The sequence below is a fragment of the Nonomuraea glycinis genome, from assembly GCF_035920485.1.
GTDB lineage: Bacteria > Actinomycetota > Actinomycetes > Streptosporangiales > Streptosporangiaceae > Nonomuraea > Nonomuraea glycinis.
Map to the genome: position 1 here is coordinate 5833396 of NZ_CP109166.1, position 23125 is coordinate 5856520.

Sequence of the window (23125 nt, forward strand, 5' to 3'; positions counted from 1 at the left end):
GATGTCACCTCTCGTCGTCGTCCTGCTGCTGATCGCCGGGTTGTCGGAGTCGGCCGGGCGGATCCTGCCCCTGGTGGCTCGCCGTTCCGGCGTGTCGCGGTCCCATGCGATCCGGCTGCTGCTGACCGGTGCCGTGGTCGAGGGCGCCGTGTTCGCGCTGTGGCCGCTGACCGCATGGACCCTGGCCGAGCTGACGCTGTCCGCTCCGGGGTCCGGCGTCGCCGTGCCGGCCTGGACACCCGGTCTGGCCACTCCGCTGGCTCTCGCCGCCGTCATCGCGTTCCCGCTGCTCGGGCCCCTGCTGCACCTGCTGCTCCTGGTGGGGGTCGGGACCGGCCTCGCCACCTCGCTCGCCGCGACGACGGGGCTGGGCTGGTGGGCCGCCGCGGGCTGCGTCGCCGTCGCCGGAGCCGGGCTCGCCGCCGCCGTCGATGTCGTACGGCGACTCGTCGTGAGGATCAGCGTCGCCGAGCGGCAGGAGCTGCTCACATGACCGAGTTCCCGCTCCTCGTCCTGGTGCTCGGTCCGGTGCTGCTCGCCGAGGCCCTGCTCGCCCGCTACGAGGTGATGGCCTACACCGCCGGCTGGCGGACCCCTGCGACCGAGCTCCCGCAGGGCATGCCGTACGCCCGGGGCGCGGACCCCGGCCGTCCGCCGGACGCCTACCTGGTCTATCTGGACGGCATCGGCAAACGTCGCTTCCACGACACCCGCGACGGGGGCCAGCTGGTCAAGGCCCTCATCGCCGGAGCGCCGGAGCTGCGGGTGCTGGGTCAGGTGCAGCCGTACTCCCCGCTGGCCGACCCGCTCGTCGACCGGCCCGTGTGGGCGTGGCTCCGCCGCCGCATCGGGCTCCTGCTGTTCCTGCACAACGTCATGCAGATCTTCGTCGCCGCCGACCACAGGTACCGTCCCCTGTACAACCGTGCCGTGGGCGCCCAGATCGCCGGCCAGCTACGACTCGCCGGTTACCGGTCCGGCAGTGACATCCCCGTGGTGCTGCTCAGCTACAGCGGGGGAGCCCAGGTCGCCATCGGCGCGGTCGCGGAACTGCACACCCAACTGCGCGCCCCGCTCCTGCTGATCACCCTCGGCGGGTTCCACAACGGTGCCAACGATCTCACCCATGCCCGTCACCTGCATCAGCTCACCAGCGGCGGCGACCGGATCGAGCGGGTCTCCACCTGGATCTTCCCGCAGCGCTGGCGGCTGCTGCGCCGCAGCGGATGGAACCTGGCCGACCGCGCCGGAAAGATCACCGTGCACCGGCTCGACCCGGCCACCCACGTCGGGCGGCGCGGCTACATCAACCCGGAGACGCTGCTGCCCGATGGCCGCAGCTACCTCGACCGCACCGCCGACACCGTCATCGCGCTCATCCGTGCCCACTGCGGCGTGACGGCCGCGAAGGACGATCCGCCGCCCTACACCGCCGCGCGGCGTCGGCGCCTCCTGGACCGTGCTCAAGGCGTTCGAGGAGCTAGGGGATCAGTCGTCGCAGGATCTGCGCGGCGGGCTCCGCGGTGGCGTGGCGGTACCCCGTACCGGCCCATAGATTGATCCGTTCGGGGTCGCCCGCGGCGGCGGCGGCCCTGCGCAGCGGGCCGGTCAGGTGGTGCAGCGCGGGATAGCCGGCGGGCGCGAGGGCGGTGTAGCGGTCGGTGAAGTGGTTGCGCAGCGCCCTTGCCGGTCGGCCGGTGAACGCCCGGGTCACCACGGTCTCGCGTCGTACCGGGTCGGCCAGCGCGGCCCGGTGGGGGTGTGACGTACCGGCCTCGTCCGCACGCAGCAGGACGGTGCCGACCATGACGGCCGCGGCTCCGGCGCGCAGTGCCGCCGACACGGCCGCCGAGGTCGCCAGCCCGCCCGCGCCGATCAGCGGCGCCGATACCGCCTGCCGTACCTGTCGCACCAGGTCGGGCAGGGGGATGAAGGCCGGCAGGTGCCGCGGGGTGAGCGTGCCGGAGTGCCCTCCCGCGGCGGAGGCCTGCACGGTCAGCAGATCGGCGCCGGCTTCCACGGCCTGATGAGCCTCCGCGGGTGAGGTGACCGTCTGGATGACCAGAGTTCCAGCGGCGCGTAACGCGGCGATCACCGCCGCCTGCGGGATACCGAAGGTGAAGCTGACGACCGGCACCGGGTCGGACAGCAACAGGTCGATCTTGTCCGACCAGTGGTCGTCGTCTTCCACGATGCCGGCCGACAGTACGTCGATGCCGTAGGGCCGGGCCTCCGGCGTGATGGTACGGGCGTAACGGCGGAAGGATTCGGGATCGACCGGGATGGGGTTGGGCGCGAACAGGTTGACTCCGAAGCCCACGCCCTCGGCGCGGACCGCGGCGATCTGTTCGGCCAGCGCGTCGGCCGGCTTGTATCCGCCGGCGAGAAACCCCAGACCGTTCGCCCGAGCCGCCGCGGTGACCAGCGCGGGCGTGCTGGGGCCGCCCGCCATCGGTGCGGCCAGGATCGGGGCGCTCACCCCGAGAGCCGTCAGGGGGGAAATCATCTCCGGGCTCCTCAGTGGCCGGCGCTCTGGCCGCCGTCGACGTGGAGAATCTCGCCGGTGACGAAGGGAGCGGTCTCCAGGTAGATCACCGCGTCGACGATGTCGCTCACTTCGCCCAAGCGTCCGACGGGGTGCAGTCCGCCGAGCATGCCGTGGTCTTCCTCGGAGTGCATGGGGGTCTTGATGATGCCGGGGGAGACGGCGTTCGTACGAATGCCGCGACCGGCGTACTCGATGGCCAGGGACTTGGTGGCGGACTGCAGGCCGCCCTTGGTCAGCGAGGCCAGGACGGACGGCACGTTCGAGTTGGCGTGGTCGACCAGGCTGGTGGTGATGTTGACGATGTGGCCGGCGCCCTGCTTGAGCATGTGCGGGATGGCTCGCTGCGTGATCCGGAAGAAGCCGGCGACGTTCACGCCGATGACCGAGGCGAACTCCTCCTCGGTGTAGTCGGTGAACGGCTTGGCCAGGAAGAGGCCGGCGTTGTTGACGAGGGCGTCGATGCGCCCGAACCGCTGGACGCCGGCGTTGATGACCCGCTCCGCGGTGGTGGGGTCGGCGATGTCGCCCTGGACGGCCAGGACGTCCGGATCCTGCGAGACGGCGATGTCGCGCGAGTTGGCGACGACGGCGTAGCCGAGTTTGCGGTAGGCGGTGACCAGACCGGCACCGATGCCCTGCGATGCCCCGGTGATGACGGCGACCTTCTGAGTGCTCATGACGACCTTCTGTCTTGGCAGGTTCGCGATGGATCTCCCTCGGATCAGCCGCTGGGTAAGGCGGCGGCGGAGATGTCCTGCTCGACGCGGGCGCCGAGCAGGGCCAGGCAGTTCGGCCACAGGGTGTCGAGGGGCCGGGTGTCGTTGTAGAGCTTGGCGAGGAGGATCTGGCCCTCCAGGTGGGCGACGATGGACCGGGCGGCCTCACGGGTGTCGGCGACGGCGACCTCGCCATCCGCCAGCGCTTCGCCGATGACCGTGCCGACCAGGTCGGCCTGCGCGTCGAAGATCTGCCGCAGGCGGTCGCGGACGGCCTCGGTCTGGTTGCTCAGCTCCAGGGTCAGGTTACCGAACAGGCAGCCCGAGACGGTGCCGCAGCTCTGCTGCCCGGCGCGCTGGGCGGCCGCGGTCTCCTCCAACAGCCGCCGTAGCCGCCGCAGAGGCTCGATGTCACTGCTTAGGACGCGGGTCCAGTCGCGGAGCTGGACGGCCCAGCGCTCGTCGATGACGGCCAGGGCGAGCGCCTCCTTGGAGGCGAAGAAGTGGTAGAAGCTGCCCTTCGGCACGCCGGCGGCCTTGCAGATCTCGGCCACGCCCAGCGCCGAGTAGCCGCGCAGCTCGATGAGCGCCTGCGCGGTGGTGAGAATCTTCCCCCGGGCGTCACTGGTGCGTCCCACGAGGCAAGTGTACGACCGGTCTCCTACTCTTTAATAGACCGGTCGGCTACCTATGGCCGCACCCGACCTCACGAAGGCTGTCACCATGACCGACCCGATGCGCGAGACGCTGGACCGGTGGAAGGCCGCGTTCGACGGCCATCACACGGACGCGATGGCCGCGCTGTTCACGACCGATGCCCTCTTCCAAGGCTTCGGCCCGGAGGTCCTCGTGGGCCGGGACGCGGTGCGCGCCTACTACGAGGCGGTGCCGGACGACCGCACGGCCGACGTCACCGTCATCGCCACCTACCGCATCGGTGAGCAGGCGGCCGGCGGATTCGCGGACGTCGTCTTCCGTGACCCTACGGGCTGGCAGGCCCCGGTGCACCTGTCGCTGGTCCTTCAGCAGGACGAGGGCGCCTGGCGGATCCGTCAATACCATGTGTCCCTGGTCAGCGCGGAGCACTGACCTCCCGGAGCCCGGTACGACCAAGGCGGCCTCCGCACGACGTTCTGCCCACGAGCGACCGCGTGCTCTTGACCATTGACATTTTGTGATATTTATCGGCATCTTCTTATGCGTGCCATAGCGCGCAGAGCCAGGTCGGCGGCGAAGAGGTCCCGAGCTCCTTGGCGAGGCGTGTTCTTGGCGTACCCGGGCGCGCAGACCGTCGACACAGGAGCCGGACCGGCATCGGCGAGGAAGGTGGTCGCGTGGCCCATCCCGGTACGGCCTCAGCCCCAGGGCGGACTCCCGCGTGGCGCTACGCCATCGGGATGCTGGGCACATCCATCCCGATCAACATGATCAAGGGATCGATGATCCTCTTCTACGTCGACATCCTCGGACTCGACGTGCGCGCTTACGGCGCGGTCATGGTGGTCTACGCGGTCATCGACGCGATCGACAACCCCCTGCTCGGCCACCTCTCCGACCGCACCAGAAGCCGGTTCGGCCGGCGTCGGCCGTGGCTGCTCGTGGGCGCGCCGATGCTCGTGGCCTGCATGATCGCGTTCTTCTCCGCGCCGACCTCGCTGCAGGGCATGGGCCTCCTGCTCTGGTTCGCGGTGTTCGCGATCCTGTGTGAGGCCTTCGACTCCATGCTCAACGCGAACTACGGCGCGCTGCTCCCCGAGCTCTACCCACGCGAGCGCGACCGTGCCGTCGCCAACGGCCTGCGCCAGGGCTTCCAGCTCGTGGCGCTCGTGATCTCGCTCGCGGCCACCCCGTTGCTCACGACGAGCGTGTTCGGCACCGAGGACTCCACCCAAGGCTTCCAGATCACCGCGATCATCTACGGCGCGGTCGCGCTCGTCGTGATCGTGTTCATGGCGCTCGGCGCGCGCGAGAATCCCCGCTACTCGACGCGGGAACGGCCGCCGCTGCTGCGCAGCGTGTGGTCGATCGTGCGCGACCGGATGTTCTGGACGGTCGGGCTCACCGGCGCCTGTTACGGGATGGCCATGGCGTTCGTGCTCTCCGGCATCCAGCTGTACGTCCGCTACTCGCTCGGGCTCCCGGTCGGGAACGCGCTCTACCTGCAGGGCATCGTCATCCTCGTCTCGGCGGGCGGCCTGGTCGTGTGGACGCGCGTCGTCGCACGCCGGGGCGCCCTGTGGACCTGGCGACTGGCCTTCGCGGTCCTCGCGGTCAGCTTCGCGGCCCTGTTCTTCGCCACGGACCTCGGCACCGCCATCGCCGCGGGGGTGCTCGTCGGGGCCGGTTGGTCGGGGATGCTCGCGACGAACGACCTCATCGTCGCGCGGGTGCTGGACGCCGACGCGGCGCGCAACGGGGAGCACCGCGAAGGGCTCTTCCTGTCCGCGTTCGGCTTCTTCGGCCGGCTCAACGGGATCGTGACCGGGCTCGCGCTCACCTCGCTGGGCGTGTTCTTCGGCTACAACTCGGGCGACGACCCCGGCACCGACCCCGGGCTCGCGTTCCGGGTGTACTTATGCGTCTATCCGTTCGTACTGACGGCGATCGGCGCGGTCGCGGCCCGCTTCATCTCAGTCCCCTTGGAAACCCCGACCGACCCACCACCCCCCGACCCCGTGGCCGGATCCACGGACCCGTCATCCCCTGGTCCGGTGGCCGGATCTACGGACCCGTCCTCTCCCGGTCCGGTGGCCGGGTCCACGGAGCCGTCCTCTCCCGGTCCCGTGGCCGGGGCCGCAGGGCCACCGCTCGCCGATCCCGTGGCCAGGGCCGGGGCCGAGGAGCCGGCGTCTTCCGGTCCCGTGGACGGGTCCGGCGTGGAGCGGCCCCGATGAGCCGGCGTGTGGTGATCACGGCTGACGATCTCGGGCGGGAGCACGGGACGACGGAGGTCATCGTCGCGCTGCTCGCCGAGGGACAGGTCAGCGCGACGACGCTCATCTGCGTCTCGCCCGCCGCGGAGCACGCCGCGAGCCAGGTCCGTGAGCTCGGTGTCGTGCCGCGGCTGCACGTGACGCTCACGAGCGAGCGCGGGCTCCCGCGCTGGCGGCCCCTCGACGCCGGGGCGAGCCTCGTCGATCCGGACGGGACGCTCAGTGACGACCCGCTGGCCCTCGGAGCCCGCGGCGAGGCCCACGATGTCGTACGGGAGGCCGACGCGCAGTTGCGGTGGATGCGCGACCGGGGTCTCATGCCCGTGGCGGCCGACTCCCACGCCGGCACCCTCTACGGCCTGCACGGCAGATCGTGGCTGGCCGAGGCGCTTGAGTGGTGCGCGCGCCACAACTTCGCCTTCCGGCTGCCCCGCGACCCGGAGCCGTACTTCGGCGGGCCGTTGCCGCCGCCGCTCGCGGTAGCCCATCAGCGCGCCGTCGCCCTCGCCGACGCGCTGGGCGTGTCCATCCCGCAGACGATCGCGACCAACCGCCGCACGGCCCACGAGCTCGGCGCCTACGAGCGGCTCCGCGACGACTACCTCCGCCGGCTCGCGGCCCTCCCCGAGGGCACGAGCGAGTTGTTCCTGCACCCGTCCCGCGAGGACGCGGTCACCGGACCGGACGGCGTCGTACGGACCTGGGAGGCGCGCCTGCTGCGCGACCCCGCGTGGCACGACGCCCTCGCCAGTGAGGGCGTCGAGGTCGTCGGAGACTGGTGGACCTGACCCGGCGTGCCGCCGTCACGCATGGGGCATCGGACCGGGTCCGTCGAGCTCGCCGGTGTCCGCCGCCCGGGCCGGCAGCAGCAGGGCGGTGATGACCACGGCCACGGACAGCACCGCGCCGATGATGAAGGCCAGTCGCATGCCGTCGAGGGTGGCGAGCGACTCGGTCACTCCCGTGGCCTGCAGGGCATCGGCTCGCGCGGTCATCACGGTGATCACCAGCGCGGTGCCGAAGGCCGCGGCGACCTGCTGCAGCGTGCTCAGGATCGAGCTGCCGTGGGAGTAGAACCGCGGCGGGAGCGCGCCGAGCCCGAGGGTGAAGACCGGCGTGAAGGTCGCGGCCAGACCCACCATGAGCAGCGCGTGCAGACCGAGGATCTGCCAGTACGGCATGGTCATCGAGACCTGGGTCAAGCCGGTGAGGGTAAGCATGATCACGATTGCACCGGGGATGACCAGCACCCGGCCGCCGAACTTGTCGAACAGGCGACCGACGGTCGGACCCAGCAGCCCCATCGCGAGGCCGCCCGGCATCACCAGGAGCCCGGTCTCCAGGGCGCTGAGGCCGCGGACGTCCTGCAGATAGAGCGGCAGCAGGATCATCGAGCCGAGCATCGCCATGAAGGCCACCGACATCATGATCAGCGCGACCGTGTAGGTGCGGTGGCGCAGGGCGCGCAGGTCCAGCAGCGGCACGCCGCGCTTCTGCAACGACAGCTGGCGGAACACGAAGACGGCGATGGTGACCAGCCCGGCCACCACGATCGCGGCGGCGACGCGGACGTCACCGCCCTCGAACCGGCTGAGCCCGTAGACCAGGCCGCCGAAGCCGGCGGCGGCGGTCACCACGCTGAACCAGTCGATGGTGCTGAAGCGGGGCTCGCCGATGTTCTCCAGCCGCTTCAGGCCCTGCCAGGTGATCACGGCGGCGATGGGCAGCACCACGGCGAACAGCAGGCGCCAGGACCCGAACTGCAGGATCACCCCGGAGACCGCCGGGCCCATCGCGGGCGCGACCGACATGGCCAGGGTGACATTGCCCATCACCCGGCCCCGGCCCTCCTCGGGCACCACCCGCATCAGCGTGGTCATCAGCAGCGGCATCATCACGGCCGTCCCGCTCGCCTGGATGACGCGGGCGACCAGCAGCACCTCGAAGGTCGGCGCCACGATCGCCAGCGCCGTGCCGAGCAGGAACAGGCCCATCGCGGCCGTGTAAGCGCTGCGGGTGGTCACCCGCTGCAGGAACCACCCGGTGACCGGGATCACGGCGGCCATGGTCAGCATGAAGGCGGTCGAGAGCCACTGCGCGGTCTGCGCGGTGATGTTCAGCGCCTTCACCAGATTGGGGATGGCGTTGATCATGATGGTCTCGTTGAGGATGACCACGAATGTGGCCAGCACCAGCAGCCGGATCACGGCCGGTGTGCGGCCTGAAGCAGCGGCCGCGGGCTTGGCGGGTGAGTCGAGCTGAGGGCTGGGCACGGTACCTCGATGGGGGTTGGTGGGTGAAACGCGGCGACGGCCGGCATTCCGGCCTTCGGTCTCACAGGGCGTTGTGGTCATGAACAGACTGACCTACGCCACTGACAAAACTCATCGACCGCGCCCCAGGATGAGGCACGTACTGGGAAATGTCACTCGGTTTTCGCTTGTGGAGGACGATCTCCGGACAACACGAGCGCCCCTCATTTAAGAGGGTCGTGGCCCCAGTTCATCAGCGAATAGCGCCATCTGGTCTCGCGGACGTCGCCGGAGGGGCGCTGCGCCAGGTGCCGGTGTACGTAACCGATCACCTTGCGCATGTGCGCGTAGTCCTGCTCGGTGAGGGACGACTTCTTCGCCTGGAGCAGCGCGACGATCCTGCGGCCGGATTCGTGCCCGGTGGATTCGCCGCCGTCGTCCTTCTGGCCCACCGCCTTGGACTCGTCCGTGGCGAGCCAGCGCTCCAGCTCCTTGGCGGTCATGTTCACCGCCCGGCCGAAGTCGGCCGCGACCGCCTGCTCCTCCTCGGTCATCCCGAGCCCTTCTCCTTGCGCAGGGCCGACGGCTTGTGCACGGCCTTCTTTCCGCTCTTCTCGCTGCGCACGACGTACTGGGGGTCGTCGGGCGAGGCGGCCACGGTACGGCCGGCTTCCTCGCGCCTGTCGGTGACCTTCTTCACGACCTTCCCGTGGGCGGTCGACCCATGGCTTCGCCAGGTGACCTCGTCGCCTACCGCCGGTTCGTCCTTCCGCTTCTTCGTCATGGTCTGCGCCCTACCCCGGAATGTCCCGCCCTCGCGTATACGAATCGTCAACGATTCACATGCGAGGGGTCCGTATGGTCGTCGGTCATGTGCTGCGGAGCGGGGGTAGCTGCCGCGCTCTGACTCACCTCTTGGACGTGCTTGCTCGTCCGAGTTCGCCATTTCGACACACTTACCAGGGGGAACACCCATGCTCACCATCATCGTGACGGCCGCGATCTCGGGACTCGTCGTCGGCGGCCTCGGCCGGCTGCTCCTGCCCGGACGTCAGGACATCGGCTGGGTCACCACCATCGTCGTCGGCCTCGTCGCGTCCGCGATCGCCACGGGCATCGCCTACGTCTTCGGTCTCCACACCAACGCCCTGCTGGCGATCGCGCTGCAGGTCACTCTCGCCGTCATCGGCGTGGGCCTCGTCGCGAGCAGGAAGAGCAAGAGCCAGGCCTGAGCGATGTCCTCTACCATCTACCGGGCGGGCTGCTCCCCGCCCGGTGGGCGACGACCCGTGCGGGCGCGCAGGTCGCTGACGTTCGTGACGACCTGTTCATCAACATTCTCACCGAACACGCGCGCGACATTCTTCCGCTCGCCGGGACGAGGGTGTGTGAGGGGTAGAGGGACGGTCAACGATGACTACGGAGTTACGGTTCGCTCTGCTGGGCCAGGTCCGGGCGTGGCGGGGCGAGACAGAGCTCGATCTGGGGGCTCCACAGCAGCGGGCGGTGCTCGCCTTCCTGCTGCTGCGTGAGGGCCGGGCGGCCGCCATCGAGGAGATCACGGAAGCGCTCTGGGGGGAGCGGGCGCCCGAGAGCGCGCGGGCCGTCGTGCGTACCTATATCTGCCGCCTGCGGCGTGCCGTGTCCTCCGACGAAGAGGACGACCGGGTGATCAGGTCGCTCCGGGGTGAGTACGCCATCTCCGTCGGCACCGTACACGTGGACTGGGACGACTTCCGGGAGAAGGTGAACCGGGCGCAGGATGCGCAGGGGAACCCGGCCGAGGCGGCCGGCCTCCTGCGGAACGCCTTGCGTCTGTGGCAGGGCACACCTCTGGGCGGAGCCCGGGGAGACTTCGTCGGCCAGGAGCGGACGCGCCTGCTGCACCACAGGACGGCGGCGCTGGAAGAGCGATTAGCCCTGGAGCTGGAGCTCGGCCGGCACGCCGAGGTGAGCGAGGAACTGGCCGCGGCCGTCGCCGCCGAACCGGTGCGCGAGCGGCTGCACGAGCTGCTGATGATCGCCCTGTACCGGTCGGGACGCCAGGCGGAGGCGCTGCTGGCCTACGAGGACGTGCGGCGCCTGCTCGCCACCGAACTCGGTGTCGATCCCGGCGTCGGCCTGCGCGAGGTGCACCAGCGCATCCTGCGCGCGGACCCCGCGCTCGCCGCCCCGCCCACCCTGCCGCCTCCGGTTCTCCTGCCCGAGCGGCCGCCCGCCCAGGTGCCCGCCGCGCTGCCCGGCTTCGTCGGCAGGCAGGTGGAGTCGGCCGGCATCCAGGGCACCCTCCGTTCGGCCGGAGGGACCAGGATCGTGGCGATCACCGGCCTGACCGGCATGGGGAAGACCGCGCTGGCCGTGCACGCCGCGCACAACCTGCGCGACCGGTTCCCCGACGGCCAGGTCTACGCGAACCTGGAGATCTCGGACGGCGGAGCGGTGGACCCCGGCGCGGTGCTGGGCGGCTTTCTGCGCTCCTTCGGCGTGCCGGAGAGCCGAATGCCCGACCATGCCGAAGAGCGGGCGGCTCTGTGGCGTACTGTGCTGGACGATCGGCGGGTGTTGATCGTGCTGGACGACGCCACTGACGCCGACCAGGTGCGCCCTTTGCTTCCGGCAGCGCCCGGCTGCGCGGCGATAGTCACCACATATCGGCGTATATACAACTTGTCCGGTGTCCACTGGGTGACGGTGGATGCCCTGTCTCCGGCCGACGCGCTGGAGATGCTGGCCCGGTTGGTCGGCCACGGGCGGGTCCTCGGGGAACGTCGGGACGCCGTCGCCCTGGTCGAGCTCTGTTCGCACCAGCCGCTGGCCATCCGCGTGGCCGCCGACCTCCTCCAGGCCAGACCGCACTGGACGGTACGGCAGGCCCGCCGGCGGGTGGAGGACGACGTGAACCGGCCCGTGGGCACCAACGAAGGCTGCAAGCTCATCGAGGCGCCCTTGCTGCTGGCCCAGAGCAGGCTCGAGCCGCAGCAGGCCGCCGCCTTCCGGCTCGCCGCGCTGCCGTCCGACGGCGAGCTCACGGCGGAGTCGATGGCGGCGCTGCTCGACATGCCGCCGCCACAGGCGTACCGGCTGCTGGAGTCCTTGGTCGACATGCACCTGCTGCTGACCGCCCCCAACGGAACCTATCGATTCCACCGCCTGGTCCAGGCGTTCGCCCGACGGCAGGCATGGGAGCACGAGGGCGGCGAACGATGCGACGCAGCGTTGAGCCGGCTGGCGCGGTTCCGCGCGCGTGGCCCGGCGGCCACGGCCGCCTTCTGACCCGGCCGATCATCAGCTCGGGAAGTCGAGGGCGATCTCCTTCGAGGCGTGGCAGGTGCACGGCTGTCGCAGGAGGAAATCCGCATTCGGGTCGCCGGCATCGGGACGGCCCGATTCCATGAGCTTGCTCATGTCCTCGGTGACCTCGAAAACCCGGCCGGTCCTCGGCCGGCTGATATCGGCGTCGCCGGGAATGCTGATCTCGAACGTCGTTTCTTTCTGCGTCAGACTCTGGCGTGGATAGAACTCGCTGTGGGTGTCGCTGACCTGATGAACTTCGAGCACGAACCAGTACGCGTAACCCGATCGGGCGGGCCGATTCAAGGTGGCGGTCACCGCGACGGCCCGGCGGCCCGCCGGTTCCACGGAAAGGCCGACAGGCTGGCCGGACTTTGTGAGCGGCGGCGAGGAAGGAGAAGGCGCCGTGGGTGGGGGTGGCGTCGCGGAAGGGGAACGGGAAGGGGAAGGCGTCGTGGTGGGCGGAGCCGGGTCCTCGGTCAAGATGGGCACCACCACGGTGATCACGGCTACGGCGATCGTGGCGACCGCGCCGATGATGGCGACAATGATCGCGCTGCTCTGCTTGTCAGAACCGGCCGGGCTGCTTTTCGTGTCGGAATCGGCCGGGGTGCTTTTCTTTTCGGCGTTGTTCTGATCGCCCACGTCGACCTCCATCGAATCTCTGCCTTCTCTGGACGTCTCGTCAGCACCATCCGAGCACAGGGCGACCAGAACGTTATAACGCTGTCTAAAGTGCCATGATTTGCCGTTTATAGGACGTTGGTGGGGTTTTGTGCGCTCATAGCGGCAGGCCGCCGCGCCCCTGGGGGCGGGACGGCCTGCCGGGCCGGACGAGGTCAGGAGACGGGTTCGATCCACAGGTTGCGGAAGCGCGGGTTCTCACCGGCATCGCCGTGGTCCTGGAGGCGGATGCCGCCCGACGCCGCGCTCTCCGGGATGTTGTCGCCGGTGCCGCCGTCGATGGGCACGTCGTTGTGCACCACCACGCCGTTCCAGACGACCGTCACCCGCGCGTCGTCGACCTTCGCTCCCGCGCTGGTGTAGCGGGCCGCGCGGAAGGTGATCTCGTACGTCTGCCACGTGCCTGGGGCGGTGGCCATGTTGCGGTCGGGGGCGCGCTTGGAGTAGATCGAGCCCGCCTCGTTGGCGGCCGGGGTGGTGTCCCCGTGCGACTCCAGGACCTGTACCTCATAGCGTTCCTGGAGGAAGATGCCGCTGTTGCCGCGCTGCTGTCCGGTCACCTCCGGCGGGTAGTCCGGCTCGTACCACTCGGCGTGCAGCTTGAAGTCGCCGAACGTCTGCCGGGTGCGGATGTCGCCGCCGTAGGACTCCACCGAGCCGTTCGCGATCGGCCAGGTCGCCGCGCCGCCTGACCGTTTCTCCCAGAGCGCCAGGTGGGACCCGTCGAACAGCGTGATCCGTCGCGCCTTCGACACCGTGAGGTGGTCGAGGCTGAGTTGTCCCGCGTCGCCGGAGTCGTACTTGTAGGCGATCTTGTTGGAGCCTCGCTTCAGGTCGAGCGGCTCGGTCTGGACGGCCCAGGAGTCCCAGCCGCCGGTGGCGGCCAGCCGTACCTGCCTGACCTTGGTCCCGTTGACGTACACGCTCACCGACGTGCCGGTGTCGGCCGCGTAGCGCAGGCCGACGTTGTGCGGGCCGGACTCGTCCGTGTGTACGGAGAACGACGTGCTCGCGCCCGCGGCCGTGTAGCCGTCGACGAAACCCTTGCCGGTGTAGCCCTGATGGTTCTCGCTCACCTTCGCGCCACCGCGCAGCGTGGCCTTCTCCGCTTCGAGCACCGGTCGCGCGGTCACGGTGATGGCGTCGAGGTTGACGTTGCCCAGGTCGCCGGTGTCGTACTTGTAGGCGATGGTGTTGGCGCCCGCCTTCAAATCGAGCGGCTCGACCCGGGTGGCCCACTGGTCCCACGTCTCCGTGGTGGGCAAGGGCACCTGCCTGATCTTGGTCCCGTTGACGTACACGCTCAGCGACTTGGTGCCGGGCGCGGGGTGCGGGCCGTTGGAGTAGCGCAGGCCCACGTGGTACGTCCCGGCCTTGGCCACTTGTACGGCGAACTGCGTGGCCGCTCCCGTGTTCCAGTAGCCGTCGACGAAGCCGGATCCCGAGTAGCTCGGGTGGTCGGTGTTCAGCTTGGTGCCGCCGCTGGGCGCCGCGCTCTCCGCCTCGTAGGTGATGTCCGTCGCCGGGCCGTCGACCAGCGAGTTGAGCGTGTACCAGGCCTCGGTGCTCCACAGCGGCTGCCCCGACGCCGAGCTGAACGGACGCGGTGACCGCAGGTGCACCACCCGCCCCGGCTTCAGGCCCGCGATCTTGAGCGTGACCTTCTTCCCGCCGGAGGTCAGCTTCGCGGAGGTGACGGTCAGCGGCTCCTCGTCCACCTTGGGGCCACCGTAGGTGGAGGCCGCGACGTACCGCCACTGGGTGGCCTGGTACTTGGCGGCCAGCGACGTGGCGGTCTCCGCCGACAGCGGCCGGGTGTACTCCAGCTCGAAGCCGCCCTCGATGGCGCGCATCTTCAGGATGTCGAACGCCTTGCCGTCGCCGATGGCGAGCTTCTGCAGGCCGTAGGTGAGCTTGCCCGGCTGGCCCCAGTTCCCGCCGGCGCCCAGGCCGCCGGTGTAGATGGCGCCGTCGGGGCCCAGGCTGATCCGGTTGACTCCCGCCTCGAGCCCCTGGGTGTAGCGGAAGACCGCGCCCTGGTACTCGCCGTTGACCTTCTCCAGGTAGGCGCGCTGGAGCCCGCCATAGGTGACGTCACCGAACACCATCTGCCCGGCGAACGCGCCGCGCTTCATGAGCAGCGGGGTGCTGGGGGAGTTGGCGATCTCGTTGTGCGGCAGCCACAGCACGGGCGGGGTCACCAGGTTGGTGTCGAACGGGCCGTCAGGTTCGGTGAAGTGATTGAAGAACCGGTCCTTCTTGATGTGCACCAGTTTCGAGGCGGGCAGCCAGCCGCCCTGGTTGTCCGTGACGAACAGCTCGTCCCCCGGACCCCAGCCGATCCCGTTGGGGGTGCGCAGACCGCCGGCGATGTACTCGACCTTGCCGGTGGCCTTGTTGATCTTGATGGTGGTGCCTCGGTCCCGCGCCGGCTGCGGGTCGGTGGTGGCGCCGCCGTAGTCGATGGCGACGGACAGGTTGAGGTAGAAGTGGCCGCCCCGGTAGAGCAGCCCGAACGCGAACTCGTGGAAGTTGCCGCCGAACGGCCAGGTCGCCACGGTCCTGAGGGTGTCGGCGACCTCGTCGCGGTTGGTGTCGTTCAGCTCCACCAGCCGGGACTTCTCCGAGACGTAGAGCTTGCCGTCCACGTACTTGATGCCCTGGGGCTCCTGCAGCCCTTCGGCGATCTTCTTGACGGTCACCCGCGCGGGCGAGGTCTTGCCGGTGACGTTGCCGAGCAGGTAGACCTCGCCGAGCTTGTTCTCCGAACCGCCCCACGTGGTGACCGCCAACCGGCCGTCGGGCAGCCAGTCCATCGCGGTCACCTGCGGCTCGAAACCGGCCGGGCGCAGGTCGGTGAGCGTGAGGTCCGGGTGTACGGCCTGCAGCGGCAGCCCGTCGCCGGGGGAGTCGGCGCCGCCCTCGCACTCCTTGCGCCCCGGGCCGGTGACCCGCACCACGTCCGCGTCCGTGCTCAGCACCGAGGTGGGCACGAGGGTGAAGCCGGCGGCGCCAGGGGGTTTCCACTCCAGCCTGAGCTGCTGACCGTACAGGTGCTCGAAGTGGTCGACGCGCAGCGCGTGGTAGCCGGTGGTCAAGGTGATCGTGCCGTCGATGGCGATCGGCCCGTGCCGCCCGTCGTTGGTGATCACGACGGTGTCGTCGATGCGCAGCCGGGAGCCGTCGTCGCTGATCAGCCGGAACTCGTACGTGCCCGCCGTGGCGATGTCGATGTTGCCGATGGCCTCGGTGACGAACATGTCGGCCAGGCCGAAGTCGGCGTCGGAGGTCCAGTCGATCGTGGGCATCAGCTTGTCCACGTTGGGGGTCTGACCGGGCTTGAGCGTACAGAGCTTGGACAGTTCGACCTGGACGTCATAGGTGCGCAGGGTGACGCCCGGCTCCTGCGGCGGCACCGCCGCCTGGGCTTGAGCGGGTACGACCAGGTAGGAGAGCGCGGTGATCAGTAAAACGGATAATAAGGGTAATTTCCGCATTATCTATCTCATCTCGGGCGTGGGCGGGGGGTGCGGCAGGGCCACGATGGGGTGATCCATCGGCGGATGCCGGGTCTCATTCGCTGGATGATGAAGGGGGTAACGCTGCCCTGCGCCGTAATATAAGACGAGATCTTCGCCTTGCCCATAGCCTTTCGCCGAAAATCGAAGAAAGTCATGACATGTCAAGACGGAAGGTACGGATCCACGCCGCCCGCCGGGTGCTCAGGCGCGGGCGGTAGCACGACCGTGGCACCGCACCTCGCGAAGGGGCATGTCCAAAGTCCCATGGGGCGGGGACGTACGGCTCTGCATGCCGGGTCCGGCATCGGATGTCATGGGATCAGTGAAACCCCCGCCCCCGGAGGAACGTCATGACAACCACGCACTCGAAGACCGTCGCCACCACCACCAGCGCCCGCGGTCCTGTCGACTACGTCTGGGCCGTCGCCCGGATCTCGATCGGCTGGGTCTTCCTGTGGGCGTTCCTGGACAAGACCTTCGGCTGGGGCTTCGCCACTCCGGCCGAGCGCGCCTGGATCGCCGGCGGCAGCCCCACCACCGGCTTCCTCAAGGGCGCCGGCGAGAACGCTCTCGGCGGCTTCTTCTCGAGCCTGGCCGGGCAGGCGTGGGTGGACTGGCTGTTCATGGCCGGCCTGCTGGGTATCGGCGCCGCGCTGATCCTGGGCGTGGGGCTGCGGATCGCCGCCGTGGCCGGCACCGCGATGCTGCTCATGATGTGGGCGGCCGAGCTGCCCCTGGCCAACAACCCGTTCATGGACGACCACATCATCTACGCGATCGTCCTCATCGGTCTGGCCCTCGTCGGTGCCGGAAGGACGTTAGGGCTCGGCAACCTGCCCGTCGTTCAGCGCACCCCGTGGCTCCGATAGACATTCCGGCTACGAAGCCCACCCCGCCGGTCAGGGGGTGGGCTTCTCGGCCTTTCTCAGGAAGAGGCCGATGATAATGAGGGACATGACTCGTGCGGTGTACGTCGCGGCGGGCGAGGCGGGGAGCAACAAGGGGACCGTCGCCCTGGGCATGGTGGATCTGCTGTCCCGGCAGGTGGAGACCGTGGGCGTGTTCCGCCCGGTGGTACGGGCGGGCCGTGAGGACGCCCTGATCAACACCGTCCGGAGCAGGTTCCAGCTCGCGCTGCCCTACGCGGACTGCGCGGGCGTCACCTACGACGAGGTGCACGCCGACGCCGAACGGGCGGCGGGCGACATCGTGGCCCGTTATCGCGCGCTGGCCCGGCGGTGCGACGCGGTGGTGGTGGTCGGCACCGACTACACCGACGTGGGAGCGCCGACCGAGCTCGGGTTCAACGCCAGGCTGGCCGCGGACCTGGGCACACCCGTGATCAACGTGGTGAGCGGGAAGGACAGGACGGCCTCGCGGATCGCCGCGGCGGTCGAGCTGTCGTCCAGGGAGCTGGCGCACCATCACGCCCATGAGCTCGCCGTCGTGGTCACCCGGGCGGCCGCCGGGCCGCTCGCGATGACCCATCCGACACCGCTGTTCGTGCTGCCGGAGACCCCCTCGCTGCGCGCCCCGACCGTCGCGGACCTGCTCGACGCGTGTGACGGCCGATTCTTCCTGGGGCAGCGTGAGGGGCTCGGCCGCGAGGTGAGCGCACTGATGGTGGGCGCGATGTCGCTGCCCGGCATCCTCGACCGCTACACCGAGGGCGCTGCGGTGATCATTCCCTGTGATCGGGCCGCCGCGCTCCTGCCCGGCCTGATCGCGGCGCACGTCTCGCCGGGCTTCCCCGCCCTGTCGGCGGTGGTGGTGACCGGCGGCACGGACCTGCCGGCCCCGGTCGACCGGCTGCTGCGCGGCATGGCGATCCCGCTGCCGGTGATCGCCACCGACTACGACACCTTCGACACCGCGACCCGGCTGTCGGTGGTGGAGGGCCGCTTCACGCCCGAGGCCGGCGGGAAGATCGACACGGCGTTGCGGCTGGTCGCCGAGCACGTCGACGGCGGGCTGCTGCTCGACCGGCTGGCCATCGCCAAGACCGACGTCGTCACCCCGCTGATGTTCGAGTACGAGCTGCTGGACCGGGCGCGCTCCCGGCGCAGGCACATCGTGCTGCCCGAGGGCGAGGAGCCGCGCATCCTGCGCGCCGCCGACATCCTGCTGCGCCGTGGCGTGGCCGAGCTCACGCTGCTCGGCGACGAGGAACGGATCAGGGCGCAGGCCGCCCAGCTCGGCCTCGACCTGGCCGGGGCCAGGGTGCTGAGCCCGTTCGACGCGGATCTGCGCGAGCGGTTCGCCCGCGAGTACGCCCAGGTACGGGCGCACCGGGGGATGACCGTCGCGCTGGCCCGCGACACCGTCACCGACGTCTCCTACTTCGGCACGCTGATGGTGCACACCGGCATGGCCGACGGCATGGTGTCCGGCGCGGCGCACACCACCGCGCACACCATCAGGCCGGCGTTCGAGATCCTCCGGCTGGGCCTGGTCTCCAGCGTGTTCTTCATGTGCCTGGCCGATCGGGTGCTGGTGTACGGCGACTGCGCGGTCAACCCCGATCCGACCGCCGGGCAACTCGCCGACATCGCCATCGCCTCGGCCCGCACTGCGGCGCGGTTCGGCGTCGAACCCCTGATCGCCATGCTGTCGTACTCGACGGGCGCCTCCGGCGCCGGCGCCGAGGTCGACAAGGTCCGCACCGCCACCGAGCTGGTCCGCGAGCGCCGTCCCGACCTCCAGGTGGAAGGGCCGATCCAGTACGACGCCGCGGTCGACCCCGCGGTGGCGCTGGCCAAGATGCCCGGTAGCCGGGTGGCCGGACGCGCCACGGTCTTCGTGGTACCCGACCTCAACACCGGCAACAACCTCTACAAGGCCGTCCAGCGCAGTGCCGGCGCCGTCGCGGTGGGACCGGTGCTGCAGGGGCTGGGCAAGCCGGTCAACGACCTGTCGCGTGGCGCCACCGTCGCCGACATCGTCACCACCGTCGCTGTCACGGCCGCGCAGGTGCGCGACGACCCGCGTCCGGCTTGACAGCCACCCCCTTGGTGTAGTGCTCTATTGGATAGAGTTTTGCTCTATCTAATAAGGGGTGGGTGCGATGCCGTACGGGGTGCTCCAGGAGATGCCCGATGTCAGCGAGGAGGAGTACCGGCAGGTGGAGAAGCACCTGGGCCCGGATCGTCCCCCCGGTCTGCTCGCCCACGTCGCCGGCCCGGTCGAGGGTGGCTGGCGGATCATCAACATCTGGGAGAGCGAGGAGGCCTTCCGCCGGTTCCAGTCGGAGCGGCTGATCCGCGCGGCCGGTCTGGCCGCCCAGGACGCGGCCTTCGATCCCGGCAAGGCCGCAGCGTTCAGTTCGGTGACCGTCGAGGGCACCGAGATGCCGTTCTGATGCCCGGCACCGACGTCCTGCGGGCCCGCAACCACGCCTTCTGGGCACAGGCCGCACCCGGGTGGATCCGTCATGCCGACCGGCAGGACGAGGCCGGCCGGCCTTTGGGCGCGGTGGCGATGGACTGGCTGCGGCCGGAGCCCGGCGAGCGGATCCTCGACGTGGGCTGCGGCTGTGGCGGCACCACGGCCGAGCTCGCGGCGGCGGCCGGGCCGGGCGGTGTGGCGGTCGGGGTGGATCTGGCCGAGTCGATGGTGGCCGCCGCCCGGCGGCGGTTCCCGCGCGATCGTCACCCCGGCCTGCGGTTCGTCACGGCGGACATCGAGACGGTCGAGGCCGTGCCCGGTGCGCCGTTCGACGCGGTGTTCTCCCGTATGGCGCTGATGCTGGCGGCCGATCCGGTGGCGGGGTGCGCGACGATCCGGCGTTCGCTACGCCCGGGAGGCCGCCTGGCCGCGACCGTGTTCCGTGCCGGGAGCGCCAACCCGTGGCTGTTCGCGGTCATGCTCGGCGTCGCGCCCCATGTCGGGCCGCTGCCGCCGCTGCCGATGGGCGACGAGCCGGGACCGTTCGCCTTCGCCGACCCGGGCAGGGTGCGGCGCGTCCTGACCGCCGCCGGTTTCGCCGACGTGACGGTCCGGCCGTACGACGTCATTCTGGAGGCCCCGGACGAACGCGAGCCAGTGGCCGAGTGGCTCATCGAGATGGGCCCGGCCGGCGCGGCCTACCGCGCCGCCGCGACCTCAAGCCAGGAGGCGGCTCGCGCGGCGGCCGCCCGGCTGCTTGAACGGTTCCGCGAGCCCGGTGTCGGCTACCGGCTCCCCGCCGGGATCTGGCTGGTCACCGCGGTGACCGCGCCATGATCGAGCATGCGGCGCACCCCGCGGACCCGTCAGGCCGGGCGCCAGCCGAGCTCCGGACCGAGTCTGGTGGCGATGTCGGTGAGGATCTGCACATAGTCCTCGTGTTCGAAACTGAACGGCAGCGCGAACGCGACCTCGCTGACCTCCCGGAAGGCGGCATGGGCGTGCAGCCGGGCGGCGATCTCGGCGGAGCTGCCGACGAGATCGGGCGCGAACATCAGCCGCATCGGCCCCTGCGGCGCAGAGGTCCTGGGCAGGCGCTTGGCCGCGTACTCCGCGTACTTGGCCCGCTGCTCGGGTGCGGCCGAGTCCGTGGGGATGACCACCAGGCCCTGCGAGACGCGGGCCCGGTCGCCGTCGGGGTGGTGCGCGCGGAACTCCCGGATGTGGGAGAGCTGGATGCCGGCGAAATCCTCGGACTCCTCCGCCTTCACGACGCTGCTGGTCAGGAAGTTCATGCCGTGCTCGCCCGCCCACCGGGCCGAGCTCAGGCTGCCGCCGCCGTACCACATGCGGCCGCCGAGGCCGGGGGAGTAGGGCTGGACCCGGTCGGAGAAGACCTCGAAACCCTCGACCCCGCTGAAGTCGGTGGCCGCCTCGCCGCGGACGAAGTCCAGCAGTCGCCGCACGCGTTCGTAGCCGAAGTCCTCCACCTTGGCGGTGTCGGGGTAGAGCGCGTCCTTGACCTGGTCGTAGTGCATCGGCGGGCCGACGCTGACGCCCGGGTTGAGCCGGCCCCCGGACAGGATGTCCACCGTGGCCAGGTCTTCGGCCAGCCGTAGCGGATTCTCCCAGCCCAGCGGGATGACCGCGGTGCCCAGTTCGATGCGGCTGGTGCGCTGGGAGGCCGCCGCCAGCACGGCGACCGGGGAGGAGATGCCGTACTGCAGGTGCCGGTGCCGCACCCACGCGCTGTCGAAACCCAGCCGCTCGCCCAGTTCGATGATGTCGAGCGTCGTCTCATGGCCCCGGCGCGGGTCGGCCTCGTCGAACAGTCCGATCGTCAGGAAACCCAGCTTTCGCAGCGGCTGCGAGGGCTCCGGCATATGCGATCCTCCTTGGGTCACATCACGTGCACGGCGCCGGTCCGGGGATCGGCCCGCTCACGGAGCATCGCCGACCGCCGACTTACTGGAGCCCGGCGCGGACCGACGTGATGCGGTGGGTGTTGAAGCCCAGCCAGTGCATCCGGCCCACGTAGCGCGCGTGCTCGACCTTGAGGCAGCGGTCCATGATCACGGTCGCGCCGCCGTCCTCGGCGATCTGCGCGCCCTCCTCGTTGATCACGCCGAACTGGCACCAGAGGGCCCCGGCGTGGATCGCCACGGCCTCCCGCGCGATGGCCGGCAGCGCGTCCGGCGCGCGGAAGACGTTCACCAGATCCACCGGCACGGGCACGTCGAGCAGGCTCGGGTAGCTGGTCTCGCCCAGGATCTCCGGCTCGCGAGGGTTCACCGGGATCACCCGGTAGCCGTGCCGCTTGAGGTAGTAGCCGACGAAGTAGCTGGCCCGCAGCTCGTTGTTCGACAGGCCCACGATCGCGATCGTCTTGGTGGAGTGGAGCACGCGCTGGATCGTCAGCGGGTCCTGGTAGCGCCTGAGCTCGGTCATCCCGTCTCCTCCTTCTTGGCGATCGCCGCGGCGACGTGGGCGAACCCCTGCTCCAGGTCCCAGATCAGGTCCCCGACGGACTCGGTGCCGACCGACAGCCGCACCGTCCCCGGCCCGACGCCGGCCGCCCGCAGTTCGTCGTCGCTCAGCTGGCGGTGGGTCGTGCTGGCGGGGTGGATGACCAGGCTCTTGGCGTCGCCGACGTTCGCCAGGTGGGACCAGAGCGTCAGGCCGCCGATGAGGCTCTGCCCGCCGCGCCGGCCGCCGGCGCAGTCGAAGGAGAACACGGCGCCCGCGCCACGCGGCAGGTATTTCTCCACCAGCGGACGGTATCTGCTCCCCGGCAGGCCCGGATAGTTCACGTTGGCGGCCAGGTCGTGCGACTGGAGGAACGTCGCGACCGTCAGCGCCGTCTCGACGTGCCGCTCCATCCGCAGCGACAGCGTCTCGAGCCCCTGCAGGAACAGGAAGGCGTTGAACGGCGAGAGCGCCCCGCCCAGGTCGCGCAGGGTCTCGGCGCGCAGTTTCATGAGGTAGCCGTACTCGCCGAACGTCTCGTGGAAGCGCAGCCCGTGGTAGGCCGGCGACGGATCCGCGACCACCGGGAAGCGCCCGTTGGACCAGTCGAACGTGCCGGCCTCGACGACGACGCCGCCGATGCTCGTCCCGTGGCCGCCGATGAACTTGGTCGCCGAGTGGGTCACGATGTCGGCGCCCCATTCGATCGGGCGGCACAGGTAAGGCGTCGCGAACGTGTTGTCCACGATCAGCGGCAGCTCGTGCTCGTGCGCGACGGCCGCCACCGTCTCGATGTCCAGCACGTTCCCGGCTGGGTTGCCGATCGTCTCCGCGAAGAACGCTTTCGTGTTCGCCCGTACGGCCTGGCGCCACGCGTCCGGATCGTCGGGGTCGACCCAGGTGAGCTCGACGTTCATCTTGCGCAGCAGGTGCTTGAGCTGGTTGACCGTCCCGCCGTAGAGCGCCGAGGACGAGACCACGTGGTCGCCCGGCTGCAGCAGCGTGAACAGCGCGGCCGCCTGGGCGGCGATCCCGCTGGAGAACGCGACCGCGCCGCTGCCGCCTTCGAGGTTGGCCACCCGCTCCTCGAACACCGCGACGGTCGGGTTCATGATGCGCGAGTAGGTGTTGCCGTACTCCTGCAGGTTGAAGTAGGCCGACGCGGATTCCGGATCTTCGAAGACGTAGCTGGTGGTCTGGAAGATCGGCACGGCACGGGCGCCCGTGTTCGGGTCGGGCCGCTGCCCGGCGTGCAGTTGCCGGGTCTCGAAGCCGAACTCGTGGTCCTGCTCGGCACGGGGGAACTGGTCGGTCACGAAGGCCTCTTCCT

General features: G+C 70.1%; 22 protein-coding genes. 11 read left to right on the plus strand and 11 right to left on the minus strand.

From position 1 onward, the window contains the following. Nucleotide 1: 1 nt before the first annotated feature. Both OHA68_RS27370 and OHA68_RS27375 read left to right on the plus strand, forming a co-directional pair. Nucleotides 2-493 carry a hypothetical protein gene (locus OHA68_RS27370; protein WP_327102816.1) on the plus strand — a complete coding sequence of 164 codons (492 nt, stop codon included), beginning with the start codon at nt 2-4 and terminating at the stop codon, nt 491-493. Next, entirely contained in the window at nt 490-1560 is a 1071-nt protein-coding gene (locus tag OHA68_RS27375) for a hypothetical protein (protein ID WP_327102817.1), read from the plus strand. The genes OHA68_RS27370 and OHA68_RS27375 overlap by 4 nt, the downstream gene beginning before the upstream one ends. On the opposite strand, the gene OHA68_RS27380 is transcribed toward OHA68_RS27375, so the two are convergent. Genes OHA68_RS27380 through OHA68_RS27390 form a run of 3 tightly spaced genes read right to left on the minus strand, consistent with a single transcriptional unit; the run spans nt 1481 to nt 3902 of the window. After that, a complete protein-coding gene (locus OHA68_RS27380; RefSeq protein WP_327102818.1) occupies nt 1481-2506 on the minus strand; it encodes an NAD(P)H-dependent flavin oxidoreductase in 1026 nt (341 codons plus the stop codon). The two genes, OHA68_RS27375 and OHA68_RS27380, sit on opposite strands and share 80 nt — an antisense overlap. Nucleotides 2507-2517: 11 nt before the next feature. Continuing rightward, entirely contained in the window at nt 2518-3225 is a 708-nt protein-coding gene (locus tag OHA68_RS27385) for an SDR family NAD(P)-dependent oxidoreductase (protein ID WP_327102819.1), read from the minus strand. A gap of 44 nt (nt 3226-3269) precedes the next feature. Then, complete coding sequence (locus OHA68_RS27390; protein WP_327102820.1) at nt 3270-3902, minus strand: TetR/AcrR family transcriptional regulator; 633 nt, start codon at nt 3900-3902, stop codon at nt 3270-3272. 85 nt (nt 3903-3987) lie between these two features. Between OHA68_RS27390 and OHA68_RS27395 the strand changes: the two genes are divergently transcribed. The 3 genes from OHA68_RS27395 (at nt 3988) to OHA68_RS27405 (ending at nt 6985) form a co-directional block, all read left to right on the plus strand. Beyond that, nucleotides 3988-4353, plus strand: coding sequence for an SgcJ/EcaC family oxidoreductase (locus OHA68_RS27395; protein WP_327102821.1), 366 nt, complete (start codon nt 3988-3990; stop codon nt 4351-4353). A 308-nt stretch (nt 4354-4661) separates the two neighbouring features. Further along, a complete protein-coding gene (locus OHA68_RS27400) occupies nt 4662-6158 on the plus strand; it encodes an MFS transporter (RefSeq protein ID WP_327102822.1) in 1497 nt (498 codons plus the stop codon). Continuing rightward, on the plus strand, nt 6155-6985 hold the full coding sequence (locus OHA68_RS27405; RefSeq protein ID WP_327102823.1) for a carbohydrate deacetylase: 831 nt from the start codon (nt 6155-6157) through the stop codon (nt 6983-6985). Before OHA68_RS27400 ends, OHA68_RS27405 begins: the two co-directional genes overlap by 4 nt. Nucleotides 6986-7000: 15 nt before the next feature. On the opposite strand, the gene OHA68_RS27410 is transcribed toward OHA68_RS27405, so the two are convergent. The 3 genes from OHA68_RS27410 to OHA68_RS27420 all read right to left on the minus strand — a co-directional run bounded on the left by OHA68_RS27410 (nt 7001) and on the right by OHA68_RS27420 (nt 9233). Further along, nucleotides 7001-8470 carry an MDR family MFS transporter gene (locus OHA68_RS27410; protein ID WP_327102824.1) on the minus strand — a complete coding sequence of 490 codons (1470 nt, stop codon included), beginning with the start codon at nt 8468-8470 and terminating at the stop codon, nt 7001-7003. Nucleotides 8471-8673: 203 nt separating this feature from the next. Beyond that, the gene (locus OHA68_RS27415; protein ID WP_189139721.1) at nt 8674-9003 is read right to left on the minus strand and encodes a DUF3140 domain-containing protein; all 330 of its coding nucleotides are present in this window, start codon (nt 9001-9003) and stop codon (nt 8674-8676) included. Continuing rightward, complete coding sequence (locus OHA68_RS27420; RefSeq protein ID WP_327102825.1) at nt 9000-9233, minus strand: hypervirulence associated TUDOR domain-containing protein; 234 nt, start codon at nt 9231-9233, stop codon at nt 9000-9002. The genes OHA68_RS27415 and OHA68_RS27420 overlap by 4 nt, the downstream gene beginning before the upstream one ends. A gap of 190 nt (nt 9234-9423) precedes the next feature. On the opposite strand from OHA68_RS27420, the gene OHA68_RS27425 reads away from it, so the two are divergent. Together OHA68_RS27425 and OHA68_RS27430 are read left to right on the plus strand one after the other, a co-directional pair. After that, complete coding sequence (locus OHA68_RS27425; protein ID WP_327102826.1) at nt 9424-9681, plus strand: GlsB/YeaQ/YmgE family stress response membrane protein; 258 nt, start codon at nt 9424-9426, stop codon at nt 9679-9681. A 181-nt stretch (nt 9682-9862) separates the two neighbouring features. Continuing rightward, a complete protein-coding gene (locus OHA68_RS27430) occupies nt 9863-11722 on the plus strand; it encodes an AfsR/SARP family transcriptional regulator (protein ID WP_327102827.1) in 1860 nt (619 codons plus the stop codon). A gap of 12 nt (nt 11723-11734) precedes the next feature. Here the strand turns inward: OHA68_RS27430 and OHA68_RS27435 are convergent, their stop codons facing one another. Both OHA68_RS27435 and OHA68_RS27440 read right to left on the minus strand, forming a co-directional pair. Beyond that, nucleotides 11735-12397, minus strand: a complete 663-nt coding sequence (locus OHA68_RS27435; protein ID WP_327102828.1) for a hypothetical protein — start codon at nt 12395-12397, stop codon at nt 11735-11737. 182 nt (nt 12398-12579) lie between these two features. Next, a complete protein-coding gene (locus tag OHA68_RS27440) occupies nt 12580-15921 on the minus strand; it encodes a family 16 glycoside hydrolase (RefSeq protein ID WP_327102829.1) in 3342 nt (1113 codons plus the stop codon). Nucleotides 15922-16295: 374 nt separating this feature from the next. Between OHA68_RS27440 and OHA68_RS27445 the strand changes: the two genes are divergently transcribed. The 4 genes from OHA68_RS27445 (at nt 16296) to OHA68_RS27460 (ending at nt 20166) form a co-directional block, all read left to right on the plus strand. Next, on the plus strand, nt 16296-16814 hold the full coding sequence (locus tag OHA68_RS27445; protein WP_327102830.1) for a hypothetical protein: 519 nt from the start codon (nt 16296-16298) through the stop codon (nt 16812-16814). Nucleotides 16815-16899: 85 nt separating this feature from the next. Further along, nucleotides 16900-18942: a phosphate acetyltransferase gene (pta, locus tag OHA68_RS27450; RefSeq protein WP_327102831.1), complete on the plus strand. Its 2043-nt coding sequence runs from the start codon at nt 16900-16902 to the stop codon at nt 18940-18942. A 67-nt stretch (nt 18943-19009) separates the two neighbouring features. Next, nucleotides 19010-19303 carry a hypothetical protein gene (locus OHA68_RS27455; RefSeq protein ID WP_189139729.1) on the plus strand — a complete coding sequence of 98 codons (294 nt, stop codon included), beginning with the start codon at nt 19010-19012 and terminating at the stop codon, nt 19301-19303. Then, complete coding sequence (locus OHA68_RS27460; protein ID WP_327102832.1) at nt 19303-20166, plus strand: class I SAM-dependent methyltransferase; 864 nt, start codon at nt 19303-19305, stop codon at nt 20164-20166. Before OHA68_RS27455 ends, OHA68_RS27460 begins: the two co-directional genes overlap by 1 nt. Before the next feature lie 29 nt (nt 20167-20195). On the opposite strand, the gene OHA68_RS27465 is transcribed toward OHA68_RS27460, so the two are convergent. The 3 genes from OHA68_RS27465 to OHA68_RS27475 form a co-directional block, all read right to left on the minus strand. Beyond that, complete coding sequence (locus tag OHA68_RS27465; RefSeq protein ID WP_327102833.1) at nt 20196-21212, minus strand: LLM class flavin-dependent oxidoreductase; 1017 nt, start codon at nt 21210-21212, stop codon at nt 20196-20198. A gap of 82 nt (nt 21213-21294) precedes the next feature. Beyond that, entirely contained in the window at nt 21295-21777 is a 483-nt protein-coding gene (locus OHA68_RS27470) for a CoA-binding protein (RefSeq protein WP_327102834.1), read from the minus strand. Then, nucleotides 21774-23111 (minus strand): O-acetylhomoserine aminocarboxypropyltransferase/cysteine synthase family protein, encoded by a 1338-nt coding sequence (locus OHA68_RS27475; protein ID WP_189139734.1) that lies wholly within the window; start codon nt 23109-23111, stop codon nt 21774-21776. The genes OHA68_RS27470 and OHA68_RS27475 overlap by 4 nt, the downstream gene beginning before the upstream one ends. Nucleotides 23112-23125: the final 14 nt, after the last annotated feature.

Coding starts and splice junctions, on each gene's coding strand:
- OHA68_RS27400 (WP_327102822.1), top strand. CDS start 4,662: ATGCTGGGCACATCCATCCCGATCAACATGATCAAGGGATCGATGATC.
- OHA68_RS27420 (WP_327102825.1), bottom strand. CDS start 9,233: ATGACGAAGAAGCGGAAGGACGAACCGGCGGTAGGCGACGAGGTCACC.
- OHA68_RS27435 (WP_327102828.1), bottom strand. CDS start 12,397: ATGGAGGTCGACGTGGGCGATCAGAACAACGCCGAAAAGAAAAGCACC.
- OHA68_RS27445 (WP_327102830.1), top strand. CDS start 16,296: ATGACAACCACGCACTCGAAGACCGTCGCCACCACCACCAGCGCCCGC.
- OHA68_RS27470 (WP_327102834.1), bottom strand. CDS start 21,777: ATGACCGAGCTCAGGCGCTACCAGGACCCGCTGACGATCCAGCGCGTG.
- OHA68_RS27375 (WP_327102817.1), top strand. CDS start 490: ATGACCGAGTTCCCGCTCCTCGTCCTGGTGCTCGGTCCGGTGCTGCTC.
- OHA68_RS27465 (WP_327102833.1), bottom strand. CDS start 21,212: ATGCCGGAGCCCTCGCAGCCGCTGCGAAAGCTGGGTTTCCTGACGATC.
- OHA68_RS27455 (WP_189139729.1), top strand. CDS start 19,010: ATGCCGTACGGGGTGCTCCAGGAGATGCCCGATGTCAGCGAGGAGGAG.
- OHA68_RS27430 (WP_327102827.1), top strand. CDS start 9,863: ATGACTACGGAGTTACGGTTCGCTCTGCTGGGCCAGGTCCGGGCGTGG.
- OHA68_RS27370 (WP_327102816.1), top strand. CDS start 2: ATGTCACCTCTCGTCGTCGTCCTGCTGCTGATCGCCGGGTTGTCGGAG.
- OHA68_RS27405 (WP_327102823.1), top strand. CDS start 6,155: ATGAGCCGGCGTGTGGTGATCACGGCTGACGATCTCGGGCGGGAGCAC.
- OHA68_RS27395 (WP_327102821.1), top strand. CDS start 3,988: ATGACCGACCCGATGCGCGAGACGCTGGACCGGTGGAAGGCCGCGTTC.
- OHA68_RS27425 (WP_327102826.1), top strand. CDS start 9,424: ATGCTCACCATCATCGTGACGGCCGCGATCTCGGGACTCGTCGTCGGC.
- pta (WP_327102831.1), top strand. CDS start 16,900: ATGACTCGTGCGGTGTACGTCGCGGCGGGCGAGGCGGGGAGCAACAAG.
- OHA68_RS27385 (WP_327102819.1), bottom strand. CDS start 3,225: ATGAGCACTCAGAAGGTCGCCGTCATCACCGGGGCATCGCAGGGCATC.
- OHA68_RS27460 (WP_327102832.1), top strand. CDS start 19,303: ATGCCCGGCACCGACGTCCTGCGGGCCCGCAACCACGCCTTCTGGGCA.
- OHA68_RS27380 (WP_327102818.1), bottom strand. CDS start 2,506: ATGATTTCCCCCCTGACGGCTCTCGGGGTGAGCGCCCCGATCCTGGCC.
- OHA68_RS27440 (WP_327102829.1), bottom strand. CDS start 15,921: ATGCGGAAATTACCCTTATTATCCGTTTTACTGATCACCGCGCTCTCC.
- OHA68_RS27415 (WP_189139721.1), bottom strand. CDS start 9,003: ATGACCGAGGAGGAGCAGGCGGTCGCGGCCGACTTCGGCCGGGCGGTG.